This window comes from Alteraurantiacibacter aquimixticola, from assembly GCF_004965515.1.
In the GTDB taxonomy this organism is placed as follows: domain Bacteria; phylum Pseudomonadota; class Alphaproteobacteria; order Sphingomonadales; family Sphingomonadaceae; genus Alteraurantiacibacter; species Alteraurantiacibacter aquimixticola.
The window spans coordinates 487526-509761 of the sequence record NZ_SSHH01000002.1 but is presented as its reverse complement, the minus strand read 5'-3'; the positions used below and the strand labels follow the sequence as shown (position 1 = coordinate 509761).

20 protein-coding genes are annotated in these 22236 nt (G+C 63.2%); 6 read left to right on the top strand and 14 right to left on the bottom strand.

Annotation, left to right across the window (positions count from 1 at the left end; genetic code table 11):
* The first annotated feature begins 19 nt into the window (after window positions 1–19).
* Window positions 20–436, top strand: a complete 417-nt coding sequence (locus E5222_RS08920) for a hypothetical protein (RefSeq protein WP_136693407.1) — start codon at window positions 20–22, stop codon at window positions 434–436.
* Window positions 437–733: 297 nt separating this feature from the next.
* On the opposite strand, the gene E5222_RS08915 is transcribed toward E5222_RS08920, so the two are convergent.
* Together E5222_RS08915 and E5222_RS08910 are read right to left on the bottom strand one after the other, a co-directional pair.
* On the bottom strand, window positions 734–1339 hold the full coding sequence (locus tag E5222_RS08915) for a HEPN domain-containing protein (protein ID WP_169053535.1): 606 nt from the start codon (window positions 1337–1339) through the stop codon (window positions 734–736).
* Between the two features lie 4 nt (window positions 1340–1343).
* A complete protein-coding gene (locus E5222_RS08910; protein WP_169053534.1) occupies window positions 1344–2534 on the bottom strand; it encodes a DUF262 domain-containing protein in 1191 nt (396 codons plus the stop codon).
* 371 nt (window positions 2535–2905) lie between these two features.
* On the opposite strand from E5222_RS08910, the gene E5222_RS08905 reads away from it, so the two are divergent.
* Window positions 2906–3844, top strand: coding sequence for a hypothetical protein (locus tag E5222_RS08905; protein ID WP_136693403.1), 939 nt, complete (start codon window positions 2906–2908; stop codon window positions 3842–3844).
* Here the strand turns inward: E5222_RS08905 and E5222_RS08900 are convergent.
* The 7 genes from E5222_RS08900 to E5222_RS08870 form a co-directional block, all read right to left on the bottom strand.
* Window positions 3798–4370 carry a septal ring lytic transglycosylase RlpA family protein gene (locus E5222_RS08900; RefSeq protein ID WP_136693402.1) on the bottom strand — a complete coding sequence of 191 codons (573 nt, stop codon included), beginning with the start codon at window positions 4368–4370 and terminating at the stop codon, window positions 3798–3800. The two genes, E5222_RS08905 and E5222_RS08900, sit on opposite strands and share 47 nt — an antisense overlap.
* Before the next feature lie 855 nt (window positions 4371–5225).
* Window positions 5226–6443, bottom strand: coding sequence for an argininosuccinate synthase (locus E5222_RS08895; RefSeq protein ID WP_136693401.1), 1218 nt, complete (start codon window positions 6441–6443; stop codon window positions 5226–5228).
* A gap of 78 nt (window positions 6444–6521) precedes the next feature.
* Window positions 6522–7070, bottom strand: a complete 549-nt coding sequence (locus E5222_RS08890) for a hypothetical protein (protein WP_246021637.1) — start codon at window positions 7068–7070, stop codon at window positions 6522–6524.
* 4 nt (window positions 7071–7074) lie between these two features.
* Window positions 7075–8451, bottom strand: coding sequence for an MATE family efflux transporter (locus tag E5222_RS08885; RefSeq protein ID WP_246021635.1), 1377 nt, complete (start codon window positions 8449–8451; stop codon window positions 7075–7077).
* 129 nt (window positions 8452–8580) lie between these two features.
* Window positions 8581–9834 (bottom strand): SAM-dependent methyltransferase, encoded by a 1254-nt coding sequence (locus E5222_RS08880; protein WP_136693400.1) that lies wholly within the window; start codon window positions 9832–9834, stop codon window positions 8581–8583.
* Between the two features lie 19 nt (window positions 9835–9853).
* Window positions 9854–11071, bottom strand: coding sequence for a PQQ-dependent sugar dehydrogenase (locus E5222_RS08875; protein WP_169053533.1), 1218 nt, complete (start codon window positions 11069–11071; stop codon window positions 9854–9856).
* Between the two features lie 29 nt (window positions 11072–11100).
* Entirely contained in the window at window positions 11101–12408 is a 1308-nt protein-coding gene (locus tag E5222_RS08870) for an SAM-dependent methyltransferase (RefSeq protein ID WP_136693398.1), read from the bottom strand.
* 90 nt (window positions 12409–12498) lie between these two features.
* On the opposite strand from E5222_RS08870, the gene E5222_RS08865 reads away from it, so the two are divergent.
* On the top strand, window positions 12499–12939 hold the full coding sequence (locus E5222_RS08865; protein ID WP_136693397.1) for a DUF1801 domain-containing protein: 441 nt from the start codon (window positions 12499–12501) through the stop codon (window positions 12937–12939).
* Here E5222_RS08865 and E5222_RS08860 read toward each other — a convergent pair whose 3' ends face one another.
* The 3 genes from E5222_RS08860 to E5222_RS08850 are packed head-to-tail and all read right to left on the bottom strand — an operon-like array spanning window position 12940 to window position 15156.
* On the bottom strand, window positions 12940–13683 hold the full coding sequence (locus tag E5222_RS08860) for a molybdopterin-dependent oxidoreductase (RefSeq protein WP_136693396.1): 744 nt from the start codon (window positions 13681–13683) through the stop codon (window positions 12940–12942).
* Window positions 13670–14371: a cytochrome b/b6 domain-containing protein gene (locus E5222_RS08855; RefSeq protein ID WP_211196123.1), complete on the bottom strand. Its 702-nt coding sequence runs from the start codon at window positions 14369–14371 to the stop codon at window positions 13670–13672. The genes E5222_RS08860 and E5222_RS08855 overlap by 14 nt, the downstream gene beginning before the upstream one ends.
* Window positions 14371–15156 (bottom strand): SDR family oxidoreductase, encoded by a 786-nt coding sequence (locus tag E5222_RS08850; protein ID WP_246021632.1) that lies wholly within the window; start codon window positions 15154–15156, stop codon window positions 14371–14373. Before E5222_RS08850 ends, E5222_RS08855 begins: the two co-directional genes overlap by 1 nt.
* A 135-nt stretch (window positions 15157–15291) precedes the next feature.
* Between E5222_RS08850 and E5222_RS08845 the strand changes: the two genes are divergently transcribed.
* On the top strand, window positions 15292–16527 hold the full coding sequence (locus E5222_RS08845) for a PQQ-dependent sugar dehydrogenase (RefSeq protein ID WP_169053532.1): 1236 nt from the start codon (window positions 15292–15294) through the stop codon (window positions 16525–16527).
* On the top strand, window positions 16524–17342 hold the full coding sequence (locus E5222_RS08840; RefSeq protein ID WP_136693392.1) for a class I SAM-dependent methyltransferase: 819 nt from the start codon (window positions 16524–16526) through the stop codon (window positions 17340–17342). The genes E5222_RS08845 and E5222_RS08840 overlap by 4 nt, the downstream gene beginning before the upstream one ends.
* A gap of 4 nt (window positions 17343–17346) precedes the next feature.
* Here the strand turns inward: E5222_RS08840 and E5222_RS08835 are convergent, their stop codons facing one another.
* A complete protein-coding gene (locus E5222_RS08835) occupies window positions 17347–19404 on the bottom strand; it encodes an NAD(+) synthase (protein WP_246021715.1) in 2058 nt (685 codons plus the stop codon).
* A gap of 339 nt (window positions 19405–19743) precedes the next feature.
* Here E5222_RS08835 and E5222_RS08830 point away from each other — a divergent pair, with 339 nt between their 5' ends.
* Window positions 19744–20991 carry an MFS transporter gene (locus E5222_RS08830; protein WP_136693390.1) on the top strand — a complete coding sequence of 416 codons (1248 nt, stop codon included), beginning with the start codon at window positions 19744–19746 and terminating at the stop codon, window positions 20989–20991.
* Here E5222_RS08830 and E5222_RS08825 read toward each other — a convergent pair.
* Entirely contained in the window at window positions 20988–22190 is a 1203-nt protein-coding gene (locus tag E5222_RS08825) for an amidohydrolase family protein (RefSeq protein WP_246021629.1), read from the bottom strand. The genes E5222_RS08830 and E5222_RS08825 overlap by 4 nt on opposite strands.
* Window positions 22191–22236: the final 46 nt, after the last annotated feature.

Genomic DNA, 22236 nt, shown 5'->3' with positions numbered 1-22236 from the left:
AGCAGCCTATGCTTGCCCGGTGACCGAGGAGCAGGAACCAGACGCGGAGGAGATGGAGGAGGCGCAGCACGCGCTCGACCGCTCCATTCGGGAGGAAATCGACGAGCTCCGTCAATTGCTGCCCTTCGCCGTGATCCCGCTATTCATCGCGTCGCTGTTTCTCAGCTTGATATTCGGTTCATGGGTAACGGACATGGTGCCTACCGTCTTCGTCTTGGGCGGGATTATCGGCGGGCCGATCTATCTCTATTACCGCCGCAGGGTGGAGAGCGACCTGCCCTTCATTATCCCCGGCCACGGCAGCTTTTCCGGAAGCCGCAAACACCAGCTCCTGCGCGGGGGAGCCATTGTGCTGTTCCTCGTGATAGTGCTGGAATACCTGACCGGGCAAGCCATAGGCTGGGCGCGCGATACGCTGATGGCATGGCGGTTGTGAGGGGCGAACGCCATCGCTGCGGGATGAGAAGCGCAGCTATACCGGCCAGTACCTCAAACTGATGCTATAGCTCGGCACACGCGGCCGCCGAGCACCACCAGCCCCGCGCCGACAATCGCAAACACCCCCTTCACCGCATCGAACACCCCGTCGAACAGCGCAACCAGATCCATCGCCACCTCCCGTGCGGGGAGGGCGTTAGCAGGTCAGGGGGTGGGGTGAGTTAATGGGGGTGGACGGGCTGCGCTGGCGGACTTGATGCCATTGTTAGAATAAAACTAGCAGGACTCTATCAGGTTAAACGTTCGCCAAACACGCTGAATCGTAATTCAGCAGACCGAGACGAATTGTCTTTAGGTCGCCATCAATTTCGCTGAGTGTATGTGACTTTGAAATCTTAAACACGTGTGCGATCGCGCCGCGTTTTCCGCCGAAGCTGTCAAGAGCTGCCATCGTTGCGGGATCTTCGGTCTCGGGATCTATCCCGATCGGAATCAAGAGTTTGAGCTGATCTTCTTTTTTAATCCCGTTGTTAGAACTTACTACCGTCTTGAATCGACCGAATGCGGTTTCCGCGAACAGTTTGAGATCCTCGAAGGGTTCCCGTTTTATCTTCCGGGATATGCCGTCCTCTTCAATTCGACCAATTATCCCGCTCGATATAAGCCCCAAGAGTGCTGTTGTTACTGTTGAGTTGGAATTTAACTCCCTAATGGCCTCTTTTGCAACGTGGAGTGAAATATTCTCTAAATATTCTTCTATTATCGCATGCGCCATTAATATATATGATTTTATCTTTAATTCCTGTATCGTTGTATTGCAGGCCAGGTCAGGGACATTGTAAGTAATTCGTCTAGCAGTTGCCAGGTCGTCTACCATTTTTTGATAGTCAGCGCTGGGCATCTGTTCAGCTCGCGATGGCCGGCATTTCAATCTCGACGTCAGACAATTGATGGCAAAGGTTTAACCATTTTCCAAATCGCGTGGCGGTTGCATCTACCGATTTCGTTGTGGTCTCGATTGACCGTAAGAAATCATTGTCGTCTGTGGATAGCTGCTCAAATGCTGCGACGAGCGTCTCTCCATTTTCGCTTGCCCAAAGTCGGAAATCTGGCCGGGCTAAGCTGTAAGTAAAAATGTCGAAAAGGGCGCGATTGAAACGAGTTTCATAATTTCCTTTGGTAAATTTTCGACAAAAGCGATTCTCTCCAAAGGCTTCAAGTCCGACCACAATTCCTTGGTCCATGGAATCAAGACGACCTTCGACATCGCTGACGAAGTTTGTATTCTCAAACTGCGAATTATAGTTGTTGCAGAGACTGTCTAGGAATGCCTTTAGGTCTCCTCTGTATGTTAAATCATTATCATCGAAAGCGAGGAAACGTACCGCTAGTTCGACGTCTCCCATCCGAGGATCAGGGTTCCGTTTTTTGAGGAGATGGTGGACCGGCCCAATTTCCTCACTCCACCGTAATATAAACTTGAGGAAATCACCCGGATATAGTGACATACGAAGCTCCATAGGTGAGAGCTTCACCGATCCTGAATTCAATCGGTAAAAAATTTCGTAGAGAACAGACTCGTCAGACCAGCCACGCAAAACAGCGGTTCGTTGAGTTTCATTTAGGAGTTTCGCTGCGGCTTCAGGGTCGTCTTTTAAGTCGTCCCACTTCTTCCCCTCAAGATCGGTCAGGACCCGTAGATCCTTCAGTCGAAAATGGCGACCATTCGGCAGACGCCCGTCTATGAATTCCTTGATTGTAAGGAGGCGCTGCTTGCCGTCGAGGACGAGGAATGAGCTCTTGGAACCGGGTTTGGAGGACAAGAGAATTTGCGGGATCGGAATTCCCAGCATTAAAGATTCGATGAAACGAGACTTCGCTTTGGCGCTCCAAACATTCCGACGCTGAAAATCGGGGTCTAGGTCGATCTGCTTGCCAATTTGGCTATATAGGGTCTCGATGGTCCAGTCGGCCGGTGCAATGAGCAGCCCAGAAAATTTATCCTCGGAAAGTGAGAGATCGGCAGAGGATTCGTCTGCATCGTCATCGGTAAATTCGGTGTCCCGATCTACCCAATCAAACTCTTCATCGCTCATCGTTGCCCTCATTTTCTGAGCGCCCATCATATTTGCATTTCCTATTTTGTATAGCAGTTTGCACAGGGATTCCCTTTCCTACACCCGCCAATCCATGCCTCACCCGGTGCCCCCTAATCCAATCAGGAGGCACCCATGCCCAAATCCACGCAGCCCGACGCGGCTCTCCCCAAATCCCCTCCCGGCGATATCGCGCCGCTCGACCATGCGCGCGACTGGCTGAAGTCTTGTTTGCTGCGCCCCTCAGGCGCCGGGCGCAGCGCATCCGCGCTGCTTGGCTTCCGGCCTGACCGGCCGACGCGCGTTCGCGCTTGCGGCGCTGCGCGCCGTTTGGCCCTGGCTGGCCCGCTCGCGGTTTTGGGAGGTGCGGCATGAGCGAGGAGCTGGAGGTGATCCCCGCGCCGGACAGCGTGTTCGATGCGCGGCGGCGGGCGGTGTTTTGCGAGCGGCTTTCCCATGCGGGCAATGTGCGGCTGGCGTGCAAGGTGGCGGGCGTCTCTGCCCAGACGGCCTATCGTGCTCGCCGGGCGGATGCGGATTTCCGGGCCTGCTGGGATGCGGCGCTGGTGCTCGCCCGCGCGGCGGCGGAGGAGGAGCTGGCCGATCGCGCCCTCAACGGCGTGGAGGAGGAGGTCTTCTATCATGGCGAGGTGGTGGCGATGCGCCGCCGCTATGACGCGCGGCTGCTGCTGGCGCATCTCGCGCGGCTGGACCGGCTGGCGGACAAGGCGGAGGCCAACCTGCCGCCGGAGGATTTCGACCTGGCGCTGGCCCGGCTGGAACGCGGCGAGGCGGTGGCGCGGCCTGCTCGCGCAGATCGGGTGGCGGAGGATGCTCTTGCCGAAGCGCCCTGGGGGCCGTTCCCCGATTACACGGGCGATGGCTTTGTCGATGGCGTGCCGATCGTGGAGGCGGCGCTGCAATGGCTGGAGCGCAAGGAGCGCGAAGAGGGGGAGGAACCGGACGAGGGTTTGGACGAGGATGAGGATGTGGTGGGGGCGGATGAGCCTGCGTCCGATGAAGCGGAGGGGCTGGAGGAGTGCCCGTCCGGTGAGGATCAGCCCGAACCGGTTGTCGAACCCGGCCCGGAACCTCTCAGGCCCATCCACCGCGCGCCCGATCCGGCCGAATTGCGCTGGCAGGAATTCGTCTCCGGAGACTTACCTCCAGGACAGTGTTCCATGTGTTCCATCGGTGAATGCGTTGAGCATGGGGTGGGCCTCGCATTGGGCACGCAAACGGGCCAAAGGCCCGCAAGGCCAATCAGCCTTCCAGCAGCTCCAACTCCACGGTGCCATGACCGGCGCTGACGATGCCGATCTCCTCTGCCGCGGCGCGTGAGAGGTCGATCGTGCGGCCGCGCACGAAGGGGCCGCGATCGTTGATGCGCACCACGACCTGGCGGCCGTTGCGCGTGTTGGTGACGCGCACCATGCTGCCGAAGGGCAGCGTCTTGTGGGCGGCGGTGAGCTGTTGTGGATCGAAGGTCTCGCCATTCGCCGTGGGGCGGCCGGCAAAGCGGCGTCCGTAATAGGAGGCAACGCCTTCGCCGAGCGCGGTGGCGGCGGGCTCCGTCGGCGGATCGATCGTGGCGATGTCCACCGCATGGGAGGGCAGGACGGGCTCTGCCGCCGCATCCTCGAGATGGACAAAGGCCTCCTCGAACTGCGCTTCGGCGGAGGGGGTGAAGGCGCTGGCGGAAGCGGCGATGGGGGCATCGAGCTCCACTGCGGCAGGTTCCGCATGGCCTGCTCCCATGGCGCCGCCAAGGGCCACAAGGGCCAAGGCGGGCATGATGAAGCGCAGATGCGCCGAGGGGGCTTTCCTACCCGTCATGGCCTTTGCCAATACCGGCTCCCGCTGGCGAATCCTACTAACGGGCCGGCAAGTGATCGCCGGAGAGGGGCAGCCGGGCGCAAAACGAGGCAAAAATGAGGCGAATGGCGGGAACGCCTATGGTTAAGGCGTAAATCGGCGCTGCGAGGGCCTGCGAGGGGGGGATCGGCGGGGCGTGAGGTGGGTCTGGCGGAGCTTGAATGCCCCAAAGAGAAATGGGGCCGGCATTGCTGCCGACCCCACTCTCACCGGCGTGTGGACCCCCGAAGGGATGCTTGACGCCCGGCGTGTCACCGTTGGCTAGGCCATCGGTTATGTCGCCCGGCGCTCGCGCCGGTGCCGGATCGTAGCTGGCCGGGTCTGATCCCGAGGGACCTATCCCTTGCCTTCTGCAATCCGAGACCGGTCATCCTGCACCTGCTGCCTCAAGCGGCTGCGCCATATGCCAGGGGGCTTTTGGCGCTTCCATCGGCAGCCGGGCATTCACGTCCGGCCTTTCCGGCGATGCATGCTGGCGGGATCACCAGTCCGGTTTGCAGCTTGTCCTTGCGGGAAGACTGCGCCCCTTTCCTACTCCGCTCCGGCTCTGCACCGTCGCGTCGATTGCTTCCTTCCGTCTTCGTCCGGATCGGCAGGCGATCCTTCGTGAAACCGGTTTTCCGCTCTCGATGTTTGGAGAATGCGCCGGTGGACCGAGTCGGGCAAGGGCGCAAGCGTGCACTTATCCACTTTTGGCACAATTGCCAGTGGACAAGGGTGGATAAGTCAACAGCTCGGCGCAATGGCCGAAACTATCCGCACAATTCTCGCAAATGCAGCCCGAAAGCCTCGCTTCCCGGCCGGCGAAGCGCCCCGCTACTTGCGGTCGCGACTCGCCAAGAGGCGCAAGCGCAGGGCGTTGAGCTTGATGAAACCCGCCGCATCCTTCTGATCGTAAGCGCCGGCATCGTCCTCGAAGGTCACATGCGCTTCGGAATAGAGCGAGTGGGGCGACTTGCGGCCCACCACCATTGCGTTGCCCTTGTAGAGCTTCAGCCGCACGGTGCCGTCCACCTTCTGCTGGCTGAGGTCGATGGCGGCCTGCAGCATCTCGCGCTCCGGGCTGAACCAGAAGCCGTTATAGATGAGCTCCGCATAGCGCGGCATCAGCTCGTCCTTCAGGTGCGCTGCGCCGCGGTCGAGTGTGATCTGTTCGATCCCGCGATGGGCGCGGGCGTAGATCTCGCCGCCCGGCGTCTCATACATGCCGCGGCTCTTCATGCCGACGAAGCGGTTCTCGACCAGGTCGAGGCGGCCGATGCCATGCTTGCGGCCCAGCTCGTTAAGCGCAGTGAGCAGCTCAGCGGGGCTCATCGCCTTTCCATTGAGGGCAACGCCGTCACCCTTGGCAAACTCGATCTCGATATATTCGGGCTCGTCCGGAGCGTCCTCCGGATTGGCGGTGCGCGAATAGACGTAGTCGGGCGTCTCCTGCCACGGATCCTCCAGCACCTTGCCCTCGGAAGAGGTGTGCAGGAGGTTGGCGTCGGTGGAGAAGGGGCTCTCACCGCGCTTGTCCCTGGGAACGGCGATCTGGTGCGCCTCGGCCCACGCGATCAGCGCGGTGCGGCTGGTGAGGTCCCATTCGCGCCACGGAGCGATCACCTTGATGTCCGGGTCAAGCGCATAGGCGGAAAGCTCGAACCGCACCTGGTCATTGCCCTTGCCGGTCGCACCGTGCGCAATGGCATCGGCGCCGGTCTCATGCGCGATCTCGACGAGGCGCTTGGAAATCAGCGGACGGGCGATCGAAGTGCCGAGCAGGTAGTCGCCTTCATAGCGGGCATTGGCGCGCATCATCGGGAAAACGAAATCGCGCACGAATTCCTCGCGCAAATCCTCGATATAGATGTGCTTGTCCGGAATCCCCATGGCGCGGGCCTTCTCGCGCGCAGGCTCGATCTCCTCGCCCTGGCCGAGGTCGGCGGTGAAGGTCACCACCTCCAGGCCGCGCTCGCTCTCGAGCCACTTGGCGATAACGCTGGTGTCGAGGCCGCCGGAATAGGCAAGGACTACACGCTTGATGTCGGACATGTTGTGCTCCGCTGGAATGTCGCGGGCGCGCCTAACAGGGGTTGCGAGTTGCCGCAACGCCCATCGCAAGTGGAAGGATCAGTCGACCTCGCTCGCGCCCAGTTGCGGATTGTTGCGCGTGACGTAATTGAGCCACTTCTTCGGGCGGCGGAGCATGTTGTCGGGTACGTCGGCGCGGATGTCGAGCATCTGTGCCAGCCTGGCGACAAAATGGATGCAGTTGCGCTCGTCGAGGTCGTAATAGCGGCCAGGATAGTTGCGCCAGCGCTCCACTTCGGCGCGCAGGTCGCGATATTGATCGTCGGTCAGGCGGACGGAGAAATGGCGGTTGGCATCTGCGATAGTGTCCGCATCCTCGGCGATGATCTCATGCTCGGCCGGGCCGTTGGTCATCGCCTGGCTCGTATATTTGGCGGAGAAGCCGAAGCTCTCCGCCACCCTCTGGCCGGTTGCCTCCAGCGTTCCCTCGAACACCACGAAGGCATGCGGATAGCGGCCGAAAAGGACCGATCCGTTGAGGGAGTGGAAATGCACCGTCACTGCTGCCAGCGCCGGTGTTGCGGTAAGGCCCGCCAGCGTGGCGAGCAACATTGCGACGACGCGCGGGAGGGATTGGCGCAGCGGCATGGCGCTATTGAGCACCCTCGGCGCCCCCTTCGTCAAGATGGCGGGCTGCCGAACCGCTCTCGACATCGCGCAGGAGGGCGGGGAGATAGAGTCCCAGTGCGCCTGCCCGCAGCAAATAGCTGGCGGAGATGGCGATCCACACGCCGAGATTGCCTTGTCCGCGCAAGGCGAGGTCGAGCGCGAGGTAAAGCGCGGTCGCCAGCACAGCCGCGTTGCGCAGCGCATGGCCGCGCGTCGCGCCGATGAAGATGCCGTCTAGCATCCAGCTGGGCATGCCGAGCAGCGGGACGAGCGCGGCGAAGGGCAGGAAGCGTGCCGCTTCCGCCCGCACTTGCGGATCGGTGGAGATGAAGTCGATTACCGCGCCGCCAAGGGCAAGGAACAGCAGGCTGAGCAGCACGCCCGAAGCGAGCGAGAACTCCCCGGCCAAGCGCACGCTGCGCAGGAAATAGGCCTTGTCGCGCGCGCCGATGGCATTGCCCACGCGGCTTTCGGCAGTGAAGGCGAAGGCATCGAGCACGAAGGCGGCGAGGTTGATGAACTGCATCAGCACGTGGTTGGCGGCGAGCTCCTTCGCGCCCAGCCTCGCGCCCGCATTGGCGAACCAGGTGAAAATGGCGAGCAGCGCCAGCGTGCGGATCATGATGTCGCGATTGACTGCGAAGAGGCGGCGGATCGCGGCGCGGTCGGTGATGGCGGAGCGCGGCGTGCGGGCGACGGTGGCGAATATGCCGCCTCCTGCCACGCGCCCCGCGATCACCAGTCCGGCCAGCAGCGCCGACCATTCGGCCAGCGCTGTGCCGAGGCCCACGCCTTGCGCACCCATGTCGAGCTGCCACACAAAGAAGATATCGGCGGCGATGTTCACCACATTCATCAGCACCTGCAGGGCGAGTGCCGCACGCGTCTTGCCGAGGCCGAGCAGCCAGCCATTGATGGCGAACACGCTCAGGGCAGCAGGCGCGCCGAGGAAGCGGGCGGTGACATAGGCGCTTGCCTCGCTGGTCACGCCCTCTCCGCCAGCGAGCAAGGCGAAGGCGGCCTCTCGCAAGGGCCATTGCAGGACGAGGATGGCGAGGCCGAGCCCGAAGCCGAGCAGCAGCGCGCGCAGCAGCAGCGCCTCGACCTCGCGCCGGTCGCCTGCGCCCTGGGCCTGCGCGGTCAGGCCCGTCACGCCCATCCGCAGGAAGCCGAAGCTCCAGAAGATGAGCGTGATGATCGTCGCGCCCAGCGCCACGCCGGCAAGGCCTGCGGTGTCCCCCGTGCGCCCGATCACCGTCGCATCGACCACGCCGACCAGCGGGATCGAGGCCTGTCCGAGCATGATCGGCCAGGCCTGGGCGAAGATGCTGGCGCGGGTGAGGGAGCGGGTGGTGGTCATTGCGCTTCTTTCGTCATCGTGAGCTTGCGAAGCAAGCGCGGCGATCCAGGGCCTTGCGCATCGACGCTTCTGGATTGCGGCGTCGCCCCGAAACAAGTTCGGGCCTCCTCGCAATGACGATCCGGAGAGTTAACCCCGCAACAACCCCTTCTCAGTCTTGCCGATATAGTCGCGCGTCAGCGGCAGGGCGGTGCGGTCGCGGACATACTGGATCTGGTAATTGCACATCGCGCCATGTTCGAAACTGGTGGCGGCTCCCGCGAGGTAGAAGGTCCACAGGCGGAAGAAGCTCTCATCGAACATCTCCTCGATCGCGGCTTTGTTCTCCATGCAGCGGGCATACCAGTGGTGGATCGTCTTGCCGTAGTGGAGGCGCAAGGTCTCCACGTCGGTGGCGATCAGGCGGACCTTCTCGCTGGCGGCGACGGTCTCCGACAAAGCGGGGATATAGCCGCCGGGGAATATCCACTTGTCGGTAAAGGCATCGGTGCGCCCCGGCTGGCCCATGCGGCCGATCGTGTGCATCAGGAAGCAGCCGTCTTCGGCCAGCATGTTGGCGCAGGCGCGGAAATAGGTTTCGAATTGCGGCACGCCGACATGCTCGAACATGCCGACAGAGACGATGCGGTCGAATGTCGCGCCGCTGGCGGCAAGGTCGCGATAGTCGATCAGCTCGAACTTCACCTTGTCGGCCACGCCCGCCGCCTCGGCGCGCTGGCGGGCGAGGGCGAGCTGTTCCTCGGACAGGGTAATGCCCATCACTTCCACGTCGGCCCTTGAAGCCAGGAAGATCGCCATGCCGCCCCAACCGCAGCCGATATCGAGCACTTTCAGGCCCGGCTCGAGGTTGAGCTTGGCGGCGATGTGGGCGAGCTTCGCCTCCTGCGCCTCGGCCAGCGTCATGTCATCGCGCGGGAAATAGGCGCAGCTGTACTGCATGTGTTCGGCATCGAGCATCAGCTGGTAGAGATCGTTGCCTATGTCATAGTGATGCGCGACGTTCTTCTTGGACGAACCCGGCTTGTTCACCGCGCGCATGGCATATTTGATCTTGCCCTTGATCTGCCGCGGCAGGCTGGGCGGCGCCATCTTCCCGCGCTTCTCCCAGACATTGTTCGACCGCACCAGCGAGACCAGCTGCATGATGTCGCCCTCCAGGATCTCGATCCGGCCATCCATATAGGATTCGCCCAGGCCCAGGCGCGGGTCGAGCAAGATGTCGCGCGCCACCTTGTCGTCGGTGAAACGCACCGCGACGTCGGGAAAGCCGAGTGTGGGCGTGCCGAATGTGCGCGCCTCCCCGCCCGCATGGGTCACCTTCAGCGTGCCTTGGGTGACCAGCTTGGCGGCCAGCTTGTCGAACAGGGTTTCGGACGTACTCATGCCCGGAAGGTGTAGGGCCTCAATTGCCCGGCGCAATACGTAGCACGGCGTTTTCCGGACCGTCGGTGAGGACGTAGATCAGCCCGTCCGGCCCCTGCGCAACGTCGCGCACCCGCTGGTGCAATTGCTGCAGCAGCGCCTCGCGCCGCAATTCGCCGAAATCCTCGTTGAAGACCACGCGCTGCAGGCTGCCGGTGGCGTTGATCTCGCCCCAGCGCGCGCTGCCGATGAACAGGTTGCCCTGCCATTCGGGGAAGGCGTCGCCGGTGTAGAACATCAGGCCCGAAGGCGCGATGGAGGGGAGCCACACCACGGTCGGCTCTACCGTATCGGGGCCGAAGGGCAGCGGCGTCGCATCGCTGCCGTCATATTCGCGGCCGAAGCTGTAATCGGGCCAGCCATAATCACCGCCGGGCTGGATCAAATTGAGCTCGTCGCCGCCATTGGGGCCATGCTCGACGGTGAAGGCCTGTCCGGTCGCCGGATGGACGGTGAGGCCATGCTGGTCGCGGTGGCCGTGGCTGTAGATCGCCGGGTGCACGCCATCCTCTCCCACATGCGGATTGTTGGCGGGAATGGAGCCGTCCGCATTGAGGCGCAACACCTTGCCATAGATGTCCGACATGTCCTGCGACGTGCCGTCATAGGGGCCGGTGGTCGCCACCCAGACCATGCCGTCATCCGCCACATGCACGCGCGTGCCGCCGGCATAGGCCTGATTCTCGGTTTCGAAGATCGTTTCGACCCCGGTCACCGCGCCATCGGCCCAGGTGCCACGCAGCAGCTTGAAATAGCCGGGGCGCTGCAAGGGGCTGGTGCCTTCGGGAAGCGGCGCAAAGCCGTTGAAGGTGAAGTAGATCCAGCCATTCTCCGCGAAATCGGGATGCAGCGCGATGTCGATCACGCCATAGCTGAAGACCTCCGGCGTATCCTCGGGCACGCCGGGGACATGCCCTTCGACCAGTTCGGGAGTGGCACCCGTCGCCCCGCGCAGCAGGCGCAGGCCCACGCCGCGCTCCACGATCAGCATGTCGCCATTGGGCAGCGGCTCGATCGCGAAAGGCTGTGCAAAGCCCTTGGCGAGCACGGTCACCTCGATGCCATGCACCTCGGCCGTATCGAAGCTGTAGGGCGTGTCCGCCAGCGGGGGAGGGGTGATGCCGATGGGCGCGGGTTGCGCCAGAGCGGGTGCGGCGAGGGTCAGTCCCATCACCGCCAGAAGCTTCTTGCTGATCATCGACAATGTCCTCCCCAAGTAGTTTGACCCTATTCGGCAGCTTCCTTCAGCGCCGGGTCGAGATGCCATTGCGGCGGCTCTTCCAGGCCGCGCAGGCGGGCGCTTTCCTCATAGACATAGTCGCCCGTCATCGGGATCGCCGCGCGGTCCTTCACATACTGGATCTGCCAGTTGACCAGCGTGCCGTTGCGGAAGCTCTGTTCCGCGCCCGCGAGATAATAGAGCCACATGCGGTAGAACTTCTCGTCATACATCTCGACGATCTCGTCCTTGTGCATGACGGTGCGCTTGTACCATTCCTCCAGCGTGTAGCTGTAATGGAAGCGCATCGCCTCCACATCCATCACCTGCCAGCCAGCCTTCTCGCTTTCGGTCACCAGCTCGGACAAAGCGGGGATATAGCCGCCGGGGAAGATATATTTGCGGGTGAAGGCATCGGTGAAGCCGGGAGGGCCTGCACGGCCGCAGCAATGGCTGAACATCACGCCATCGGGCGCGAGCAGCTCATGCGTCTTGGCCATGAATTGCGGGTAGTGCGGTGTGCCGACATGTTCGAGCAGGCCGACCGAGGAGATGCGGTCGAACTCGCCCTGCACGTCGCGGTAATCCATCAGTGCGAACTTTACCTTGTCGGCCACGCCCTCTTGCTCGGCCCGCTCCTTGCAGAAGGCGATCTGGTCGGGCGCCAGCGCCACGCCCAGCACTTCGCAGCCGTAATGCTTGTTGAGGTAGAGCGCGAGACCGCCCCAGCCGCAGCCGATATCGAGCACGCGCAGCGGACGGCCCTTGTCAACCGTCAGGTGCATCTTCGCCGCGATATGCGCCTTCTTGTCGCGCTGCGCCTGTTCCAGGCTCACATCGGGCGTGCGGTGATAGCCCATTGTGTATTGCCGGTCCTCGTCGAGGAACAGCTCATAAAGGCGGCGGGTGAGGTTGTAGGTATGCTCGGCGTTCTTGCGCGCCTTGCCCTTCAGATTGATGCTGTCGACCTTGGCTGCGGCCTTCTGCGCCATGCGCTTGAGCGGCCCCTGCGGCTGCAGCGCGCGGTCGCCATGCGCCTTGGCCTGCGCGGTGACGAACAGGATCAGGTCGCGCAGATCATGCGGTTCCTCGATATCCATCCAGCCCCACATGAAGGCTTCCGCAGTGCCCAGCTGCGGATAGCGCGCGATATGGCGCGATGCCTTCTTGTTGGACAGGCGAATGCGGATCGGCGCATCGCCCGTTTCCGGCGTGGCGCCGCCCGGCCCATACTCATAGACCTTGCCATCATAGTCGGTAATTATCAGCCGACCCGCACGGATCAGCTTGTTAAGCATTTTGTCGAGCAACCACATGAGCGGCGCGTCTCCCCCAGTTCCAGTCCTTAAACCATAGGTTTGGATGCCGCTTTCCCTGCTGTCAATTGCGAGCTAGCCTTGCGCCCCATGAGCGAGAACAAGACCCAGCCCACCGAACAGAGCGTCGAGGCGTTCATCGAAGCGGTCGATCACGCGGGAAAGCGCGAGGATGCCAGGGTGCTCGATGCGCTGTTCCGCAAGGTTACTGGCGAGGAGCCGCGCATGTGGGGGCCGACGATCATCGGCTATGGCGGCTATGCCTACGAAACCGATGCGGGTCGCAAGGGCGCCATCTGCCGCGTCGGGTTCTCACCGCGCAAGGCGCGCCATTCGCTCTACCTGCTCAATTGCGGGAAGGATGGCGACGAAGCCCCTTTCGCTGCACTGCGCGAGAAGCTGGGCAAGTTCGAGCGGCCCAAGGGCTGCATCTATGTGAACAAGCTGGCCGATATCGACCTTGGCGTACTGGAACAGATGATCGCCATGAGCTGGAAGAACTCGAAAGAGCGCTATCCGGAGGAGGTCTGATCAGATCCCGGCGTACCACTGGTACCCGCTGCGGTCCTCCCAGTAGCCGCCCTTGCCGCCCTCGATATCGTCGAGGCTGGCGACCAGCTCGATCCCGGTAAGATATTTAGGATGCTTGTAACCCAGCTGGCGTTCGAGCCTCAGGCGTAGGGGTGCGCCATTGCGCTCGGGCAGCGGCTCACCATTGAGCAAATGCGCGACGATGGTCTGCGGATGCATGGCATCGTCCATGTCGCAGCTTTCGTAATAGTCGGCGCCGTTCAGCGTATCGGCGCAGCGGAAGATCACGTAATTCGCGCCTTCCTGCACGCCTGCCATTTCGAGGATTCTGGATAGCTGCGGTCCGGTCCATTCGCCGATCGCGCTCCAGCCCTCCACGCAATCATGCCGTGTCACCTGTGTGCGCTGGGGGAGGGCGCGGATATCCTCCATCGAAAGCTCGAGCGGGGTGTCGACCAGCCCGCTCACTGTGACGCGCCAGTCAACGAAGCCGGCATCGCGATGGGCGTTGTAATCCTCCTTGCCCACTTCCTGCGTGCCATTGCCGCGGAAGAAGGGGGAAACCTCGCTGCGGTCATATTCGGGGGCCATCGCGATGCGGCTGACGCCCAGCGTGCGGTGCACGCCGCGGTGCCAGCTTTCCGCCGTATCGACCAGCGCGCCGAACCACTTCGAATCGCCGATCTCCTTGCACCCCGCAAGGAAGGCCGCGCCCATGCCGACGAGGAAATTACGCCGCTTCATCGTCGCGTCCTCCGCTAATCATGTCGGCCAGCTGCTTCATGGGATTGGACAGCAGCACCAGCAATATGTGCACCACGAAAAAGGCGAAGAGCAGCCACGCGCAGATAAAGTGGATGCTGCGCGCGCTCTGCCGTCCGCCGAAGATGTCTGTCATCCACGGGAAGGCCGCCTCCATGCCCGGGCTCATCACCATGCCGGTAAAGATCATCAGCGGCAGCAGCACGAAGATCACCCCAGCATAGGCGGCCTTCTGCAGGAAGTTGAACTTGCCTTCACCATGGTCGAAATTCAGCTTCAGGTGCTGGCGAATGTCCTGCCAGACGTTCGACGGCTTCCAGTCCGCCCAGCGCGTGGTCAGGTCGCGGCGGAAATGGCCGTTGCGCAGCGCCGCAAGCATGAAGAGCATCAGCCCCAGCGCAAAGACCCAGGCGAAGACAATGTGCCAGTCGCGTGCGGAAGCAAGGCTGTAATAGCCGGGAATCGTCGCCCAACCGGGAAAGCGCGGGACTTCCAGCCACGCCTGTTCGGCCGCGAAACCCCAATCGCCCCAATAGAGCCGCCGGTGCGCGTTGGAGATATTGAGGCCGGACATGAACAGGATCGTAACGCTGAGTGCGTTGATCCAGTGCCATATGCGCGTACCCAGCGCGTGTTTCTTGCGCGGTTTCGCGGCTTGCGTCTCGTCCATCATCCCCTCTCCCCGCGCGCAAGATAGAGCACATCGCGCGGCTGGGACAGCAGGTGCTGGCCCGAATCGACGAAGATCTGCTGCCCGCTGGCGAGCGGGGCTTCGGCCATGAACAAAGCGGCCTGGGCCACCTCCTCTGCTTGTGTGCGGCGGTGGAGCAGGTTCATCCGGTGCGATCTTTCTGCTTCCTCCGACGTCTGGTCATGGCTCGGCAGGATCGCGCCTGGGGCGAGGCGATAGACGCGGTCATCGCCTTTGCACGCCATGGCGAGCATTTCGGCCGCCGCATCCACCGCATGCTTGCTCATCGTGTAGCTGAAGAAATCGTGGTTGGGATTAGCCAGCTTCTGGTCTGTCACCTGGATCACGCGCCGCCCAGCGTGCGAGCGGGCGCTGGCGAGATAGGCTTGCGCCATACGGGCGGGAGTGACGGCATTGACCTGCATGGCCCGCTTGTTCGTGCCGGGATCAAGCGCAGTTACATCGTCCTCCTCGAACAAGGAGGCGCTGGAGACGAGTACGCGCCAGTCCTCCAGCCTGTCGGCCAGCACCTCGACCATGGCGATCGCTGCGTCGCAATCGGCAAGGTCGCACTGGAATATCTCGGCAGAGGGCAGGGCGTCCGCCAGCTCGCGCGCTGCGGCGGCGGAGCGGTTGTAGTGCACCACCACATGCCAGCCCGCCTCGCCGAATGCGCGGGCCATGGCCGCACCGATCCGGCGGGCGGCGCCGGTGATGAGCACGGACTTGCGGGCGGGATCGGGTTGCATCAGGTCTTTCACCATAGCCGCTTGTCCCGCCAATGCGAATGGCTGCGGGAATTTCGGACAGAGTCATTGTGCAGCACGCACAGGCTCAATAGGATACGGTCAAAAGGCGGCGCGGTTTCCATCCGTGCCGTGGAGGGGAAAGGAAATTCAATGAAGGTTTTGAAGGCTCTGGCCGCGGTTTCGGCGCTGGCCCTGTGTTCCAGTATGGCTGTTGCGCAGGATGAGGAACCGGCAGGGGCGCCGCCATTCCAGGGAACCGAGCTGGCCGATGGGCCGTGGAGCTTCGCGACGGACGAGGCGGATATCGCCGTCACCGTGGTCACGCGCGAGCTGGAGCGGCCGTGGGGCATGGTGTGGACGCCCGAGGGCGATATTCTCGTCACCGAACGCGTCGGGCGCCTGCGCGTGATCCGCGACGGCGTGCTCGATCCGACGCCGATTGCCGGGCTGCCCGCGATGTACACGCTGGGCATTGCGGGCCTGAACGACATCGCGCTCCATCCCGATTTCGCCGAGAACCGGCTGGTTTACATGGCTTATTCCAAGGCCGATCCGGAAGATCCGCAGAACTCGGTCATCGCGGTGATGCGTGGGCGCTGGGACGGCGGGCATGAGCTGACCGATGTCGAGGATATCTTCGTTGCCAATGCCTGGTACGGCGCGCAGCCCGTGCCGGAAAAGTGCTGCGGTCAGGGCCCGGCCTTCGGTTCCTTCGGTGGGCGCATCCTGTTCGATCCGGACGGCTATCTCTACATCGCCAGCGGCGACCGGAACTTCGGCGAAATGGTCGCCGATCCGTCCAACCATTTCGGCAAGATCCTGCGCCTCAATGACGATGGTAGCGTTCCTGCGGGCAATCCCTGGGTAGGCAAGGACGGCCATGCGCCCGAGGTGTGGTCGACCGGCCACCGCAACCCGCTGGGCCTCACCTACAACAGTATCACCGGCGAGATCTGGGAAAGCGAATTCGGCCCGCGCGGCGGGGACGAGGTCAACCGCATCCTGCGCGGCGGCGACTATGGCTGGATGAGCGTGACGCAGGGTTTCCACTATGACGGCCAGCAGCAGGAATATCTGCGCAACCGTCCGGGCAAGCAGGATCCGGTGCTCGTTTATGGCCCGCCCTCGCTCAATCCCGGCAACCTTGCCTTCTACGATGGCAGCCTGTTCCCCGCCTGGCATGGCGACCTGTTCCTCGCCAGCTTCACGCAAGGCCTCCTGCGCTACGACACCAACCAGCAGGGCATGCCGGTGGGTGAGCCCGAGCACATGCTGCGAGAGCTGGGCCAGCGCTGGCGTGACGTCCGCACGGGGCCGGACGGCGCGCTCTACCTGCTCACCGACATGGGCGAAGGCGCGCTGATCCGCATCGCTCCGGCGGAATAAATCGACAAGCCTTCTTGCATTCTCCCTCGCATGTAACAACATATCATGCGAGGGAGATCACCATGGCCAATGCTAATGCGCCGACGGCGCGAATGCTAGACGATGCCGGGATTGCACCTGGCATGCGCGTGCTCGATGTGGGCTGCGCGATGGGTGTGCTCACGCGCGAACTTGCCCAGCGCGTGGGTCCGGGCGGGGAGGTGGTCGGCATCGATATCGACCGCGAACGCGTGGAAATGGCGCGCGGTGAGGTAGCGCCTGCAGGTGCGGCGCCGATTCACTACGCGGTGGCCGACCTTTCGCAGAACTTGCCCGACCTCGGCACCTTCGATGCCGTCGTCGGGCGGCGTGTGCTGATGTACCTGCCCGATCCCGAACCGGCGCTTGCGCAGCTGGCGGCCCTGTTGCGGCCCGGCGGCGTGATGGCATGGCAAGAGCATGACGGTGCGGGACGGCCCTTCTCGATTGTCGAACTGCCGCGGCACGTCGAACTCGCCAACTGGATATGGGCCACCATCGCCAGCGAAGGCGGCCTGCCGGGCACAGCGCTCCAACTGCCGCGCCTGTTGCAAGATTGTGGGCTGGAACCGGCATCCTTCCGCGCCGAGGCTATCGTACTCGACCCCGAGGGCAAGGGCGGTGCATCGGCCATGGCGCGCATGATGCTGCCGCGCATCTTCGCGGCGGGCGTGGTGGCGGAAGAGGGTCTCGACAGCGAGGCCTTCATCGCCGCGCTGGACGCGGAAAAGGCAAAGGCCGCCGCGCCGATCATCTGGGATTTCGCCTATATGACTGTCGCGCGCAAACCGGCCTGACAGTCTATTCCGGCACGTTTCGCCGCAATTCGTCCAGCCACACATAGGCCACCGCATCGCTGGGCGCGCGCCAGTCCCCGCGCGGGGACAGGGCACCACCGCTCGAGACCTTGGGCCCGTTGGGTATCGCGCTGCGCTTGAACTGGCTGAACTGGAAGAAGCGGCGGAGAAAACTTTCCATCCATTTGCGGATGGTGGGAAGGTCGTATTCGTTGCGCGCGGCTTCGGGGAAATGGGCGGGCCAGTCGCCCCGTTCGATATCGCGCCAGGCGTGCCATGCCATGAACGCGACCTTGGACGGCGGCAGGCCCCAGCGCATCACATTGTGCAGGAAGAAATCGTTGAGCTCATAGGGGCCGACCTTCGCCTCGGTACTCTGCACCTCGCCCTTTTCGCCGACCGGCACCAGCTCTGGCGTGATCTCCGTGTCGAGCACGGCCTGCAGCACGGCGTCGGTCTCATGCGTGAACTGCTCGGAACGGATCGCCCAGCGGATCAGGTGCTGGATCAGCGTCTTCGGCACGCCTGAATTCACTGCATAATGGCTCATCTGGTCGCCCACGCCATAAGTGCACCAGCCCAGCGCCAGTTCGGAAAGGTCGCCCGTGCCGATCACGAAACCGTTGTTCTGTCCGGCAAGGCGGAAAAGGTAATCGGTGCGCAGGCCCGCCTGCACATTCTCGAACGTCACGTCATAGACCGGCTCGCCCCCGGCAAAGGCGTGGCCGATATCCTCCAGCATCCTGGTCGCCGCCGGGCGGATGTCGATTTCCTCCGCATGGGTGTGGAAGGCTTCCATCAGCTTCCATGCGTTGGACTTGGTGTGATCGGTCGTGCCGAAGCCGGGCATGGTGTAGCAGCGGATCATGTCGCGCGGCAGGCCGAGGCGATCCACGGTCTTCGCCGCCACGATCAGCGCATGGGTGCTATCGAGCCCGCCCGAGATACCGAGCACGAGCGATTTGGGATTGGTCGCCTCCACCCGGCGCATGAGGCCGTCGACCTGGATGTTGAACGCCTCGTAGCAATCCTCGTCCAGCTTGTGCTCGCGGTCGGGCACGAAGGGGAAGCGGGCGATCGGGCGGATCAGGCCGATATCGCCCGGTTTGGGATTGTGCGCCATCTGGATGAAGCGGAAGCGGTCGGCGGGCCGGCCTGCCGCTTCGATCGCATCGTCGAAGGTCTTGTTGCGGATGCGGTCGCCGTGAATCCGCTCCACATCGACATCGGCGACGCAGAGTTCGGGATGGCGCTTGAAACGCTCGCTTTCGGCGATGAGGTCGCCCAGTTCGAAGATGAAGCCCTGTCCGTCCCAGGCATGGTCGGTCGTGCTCTCGCCATGGCCGGCTGCCGAATAGACATAGGCGCAGGAGGTGCGGGCCGAATGGCTGCGGGCATAGAGATGCCGTTCATCCGACTTGCCGATGGTGATGTTGGATGCGGAGAGGTTGGTGCAGATCGTCGCGCCCGCCAGCGCGCCCTCGATCGCGGGCGGGGCGGGGGACCACATGTCCTCGCAAATCTCGACATGCAGCTTGAAGCGGTGGTTGCGCGTGGAGGCGAAGACCAGGTCGGTGCCGAAGGGCACATCCTCCCCATTCACGCGGATGCTGGCGCCCTTCACATTGCGGCCATGCGCGTACCAGCGCTTCTCGTAGAACTCGCGATAGTTTGGCAGGTAGGACTTGGGGACGACGCCCAGCAGCTTGCCCGCTGCGATCACCAGAGCGCAATTGTAGAGCTGGCCGTTCGCCATCAGCGGCGCACCGATGATGAGCACGGGGGAGAGCGCCTTGCTGGCCTCAACCACCTCGGCAACCGCAGTCTCGACCCTCTCGAGGAAGGCCGTCTGCATCACCAGATCGTCGAGCATATAGGAGGACAGGCACATCTCCGGATAGACGAGCAGGTCCACATGCGCCGCGTCAGCACGCTTCGCCTCGTCGATGATTGCGGCGCAGTTATAAGCGACATCGGCGGTGCGCACTTCGGGCGTGCTGGTGGCGCAGCGGACATAGCCGTGACGGTGCATGTCGTAGAAGGGATGGGTGTCGCTGCTCATCGGTAGGGGGTCTTCCGGTGGGGTGTCGGGGAGGGCGGGTTCGATCCAGTCGGCTGGCTGGCATATGCCGAGTTCGGCGAGGCGTTTTTGCACCTGGGCGCGCGGAACCTTGCCTTTCGCTTCCCAGCCATAGACGGTGCGGCTGGGCCATGGTTCGGGCACGCCGAAACGCCGCCCGAATTCGGCGGCGGAGAGCGGCGGTTCGAACGCCTCCCTCCAGGCACGGAGAAGCTGGCCTGCGCGGTGCATGGTGCGCCTAGTATCCCAAAAGGATACCGCGCGCAATGCGACAATTGGCGACTTGTCGCGCGGCGCACACGGGGGCAGACAAGCGCTCCGATGCTCAATACCGCGACATTCAGCCCGCTGCGGCACCGCGCCTTCGCCGTTCTTGTGACCGGCAGCCTGCTGGCCAATCTCGGCAATACGATCCAGTCGGTCGGCGCCTCCTGGCACCTCACCGAAATGGGCCAGCCCGCCGACGTTGTCGCGCTGGTGCAGACGGCATTCAACCTGCCGATCATGCTGCTGGCCCTACCCGCCGGGGCGTGGTCGGACATGGTGGACAAGAGGAAGCTGCTGCTGATCTCGCTCTTCGCCATGCTCGCCATCTCTGTGTTGCTGGCGCTGCTGGTGCAGGCCGATGCGGCGGGTCCGGCGGTGACGATCGTGCTCACCGCATTGCTCGCCTGCGGGGTCGCCTGCATCATTCCGGCGGTCGCCTCGGCAGTGAACTTCTCCGTGCCGCGCGGACAGCTGGCGGCGGCAGTCGCGCTCAATATTCTCGGCTTCAATGTCGCGCGCAGTTTCGGCCCGGCGCTGGGCGGGGCGATCACTTCGGTAGGTGGGGCGAGCGCCGCCTTCATCGCCAATGCCGCCGCCTATCTCCTCGTCATCGCGCTGTTGTGGCGCTGGCGCATGCCGGAGGGACAGCAGGCCCCCAAGCGCAAGATCGGCCCGGTGATGATGGAGGGGCTGCGCTATGCCTTCGCCTCGCAGCCGATCCGCACGATCATGCTGCGCGCGATCACTTTCACGACAACCGGCGCGGCAGCCTGGGCGGTGATGCCGCTTTTTGCCAGCGAGGTGCTGGGCAAGGGCTCCTTCGTCTACGGCTTGCTGTTGGCGGCGCTGGGGGCAGGCGCGGTGATCGGCGCGGCGAGCGCGACGTGGTTCCGCTCGCGCTTTTCGGCAGAGGCGATCGTGCGCGGGGCGGGCGTTCTCTACGGCAGCGGCTGTATCCTCGTGGCTCTGCAGCCCTCGCTGCCGGTCATCCTCGGCCTGTTGGTGCTGGCGGGCGCGGGCTGGGTGCAGGCGCTCTCGGGCTTTGCCGTGGCGGGCCAGATGTGGTCGCCGCAGGTCGTGGTCGGCCGCATCGCCGCGATGATCAGCTCGGTCACGTTCGGCGGCATCGCCATCGGCAGCTGGCTGTGGGGCCATTTCGCCGATGCGCAGGGTATAACCACCGCCTTCATGGCGTCAGGCGCGGCGATGATCGCATTGCCATTGCTCGGGCTGGTCTTTCCGCTGCCGTCCCACGTGGACGCGCAGCCTTCGGATGAGGAACTGGAGGGAAGGGCGGCCTAGGCCGCGGCCTTGTCCCCTTCCATCGGGATCCGTGCCTTCAGCCCGGCCTTGGAAAGGTCGAGGCCGTAGAGCTTGGCCGCATTGCCGCCGACAATGCCTTTGACGAGCTGGGGGTTCATATGCCCCATATGCTCGCTGATCTTGGCGACCGAATTGGGCCAGATGCTGTCGGGGTGCGGATAGTCGCTCGCCCAGAGCAGGTTCTCTTTGCCCCAGAAATCGGTCAGCGCCATCGTGGTCGGGCTCTGCTGGAAGGTGCCGTAAACCTGCCGCTTGAAGATTTCCGACGGCTTCATCTCATGCGGAATGCCGCCCTTGTCGTCCCAGAAATCGGCGCATTCCCACAGGCGATGGTGGCGATAGTCGAGCTCCTCGACCACCCACGGCACCCAGCCTGCACCGCATTCGGCGATGACGATCTTCAGGCCCGGATGTCGCTCCAAAATGCCCCATGCGAACAGGTCCACGAAGGGATCGAGGAACTGGTCGATGAACATCTTGGCATGGAGGAAAGTCGCGCCGGGTGAGCCCTTGTACTTGTCGAAAGCCTTGGTGACGCCGGGAAAGACGGTGACATGGAAGGAGAGGACGATGCCGGTCTCCTCCAGCAGCTGCCACAAAGGCTCCCAGCGCTTGTCCTCAAGACGCGGCTCGGCGACGGCGATCTGGAGATTGGCCTGACGGCAGCCGCCCTTTTTGGCCAGACGCTGCAGCTCGTCAAAGGCGGCCTCGGGATGCGGCGGCAGCATGGCGACGCCGATCAGCCGGTCGGGCGCGGCGGTGCAGAAATCCTCCAAGAGCCAGTCATTATAGGCGGCGTAGCAGGCCTTCATGAAAGCCTCGTCCGGCGTGTTGATGCTGGTGACCGGGCCGAAGATCAGATGCGCCCACACCTGGTCGCGGTCCATGTCCTCCAGCCGTAGCTTGGCATTGCCCGCGCGCAGTTCGGTCAAATCCTCGATCCCGCCGCGATCATAGGCGGTGTGAATCGGCTTGGGGCCCTTGAAGCCCATCGGGCGGCCGGACCAGAAGCCCCAGCGTTCGCCATCGGCCATCCACAGTGCCGGGCCGTTCTCCTGCTCGACGATATGCGGCGTGCGGTCGCCCCACTTCTCGCTCATGCGGTCCTGCCAGACATTGGCGGGCAGCATGTTCAGGTCGAGATGGTCGTCACAGGAAACCAGCGCGGTTTCGATCATGGGGCTCTCCGGAAGAATCTGCGTTTATTGACTTTGTCCGTAGAGC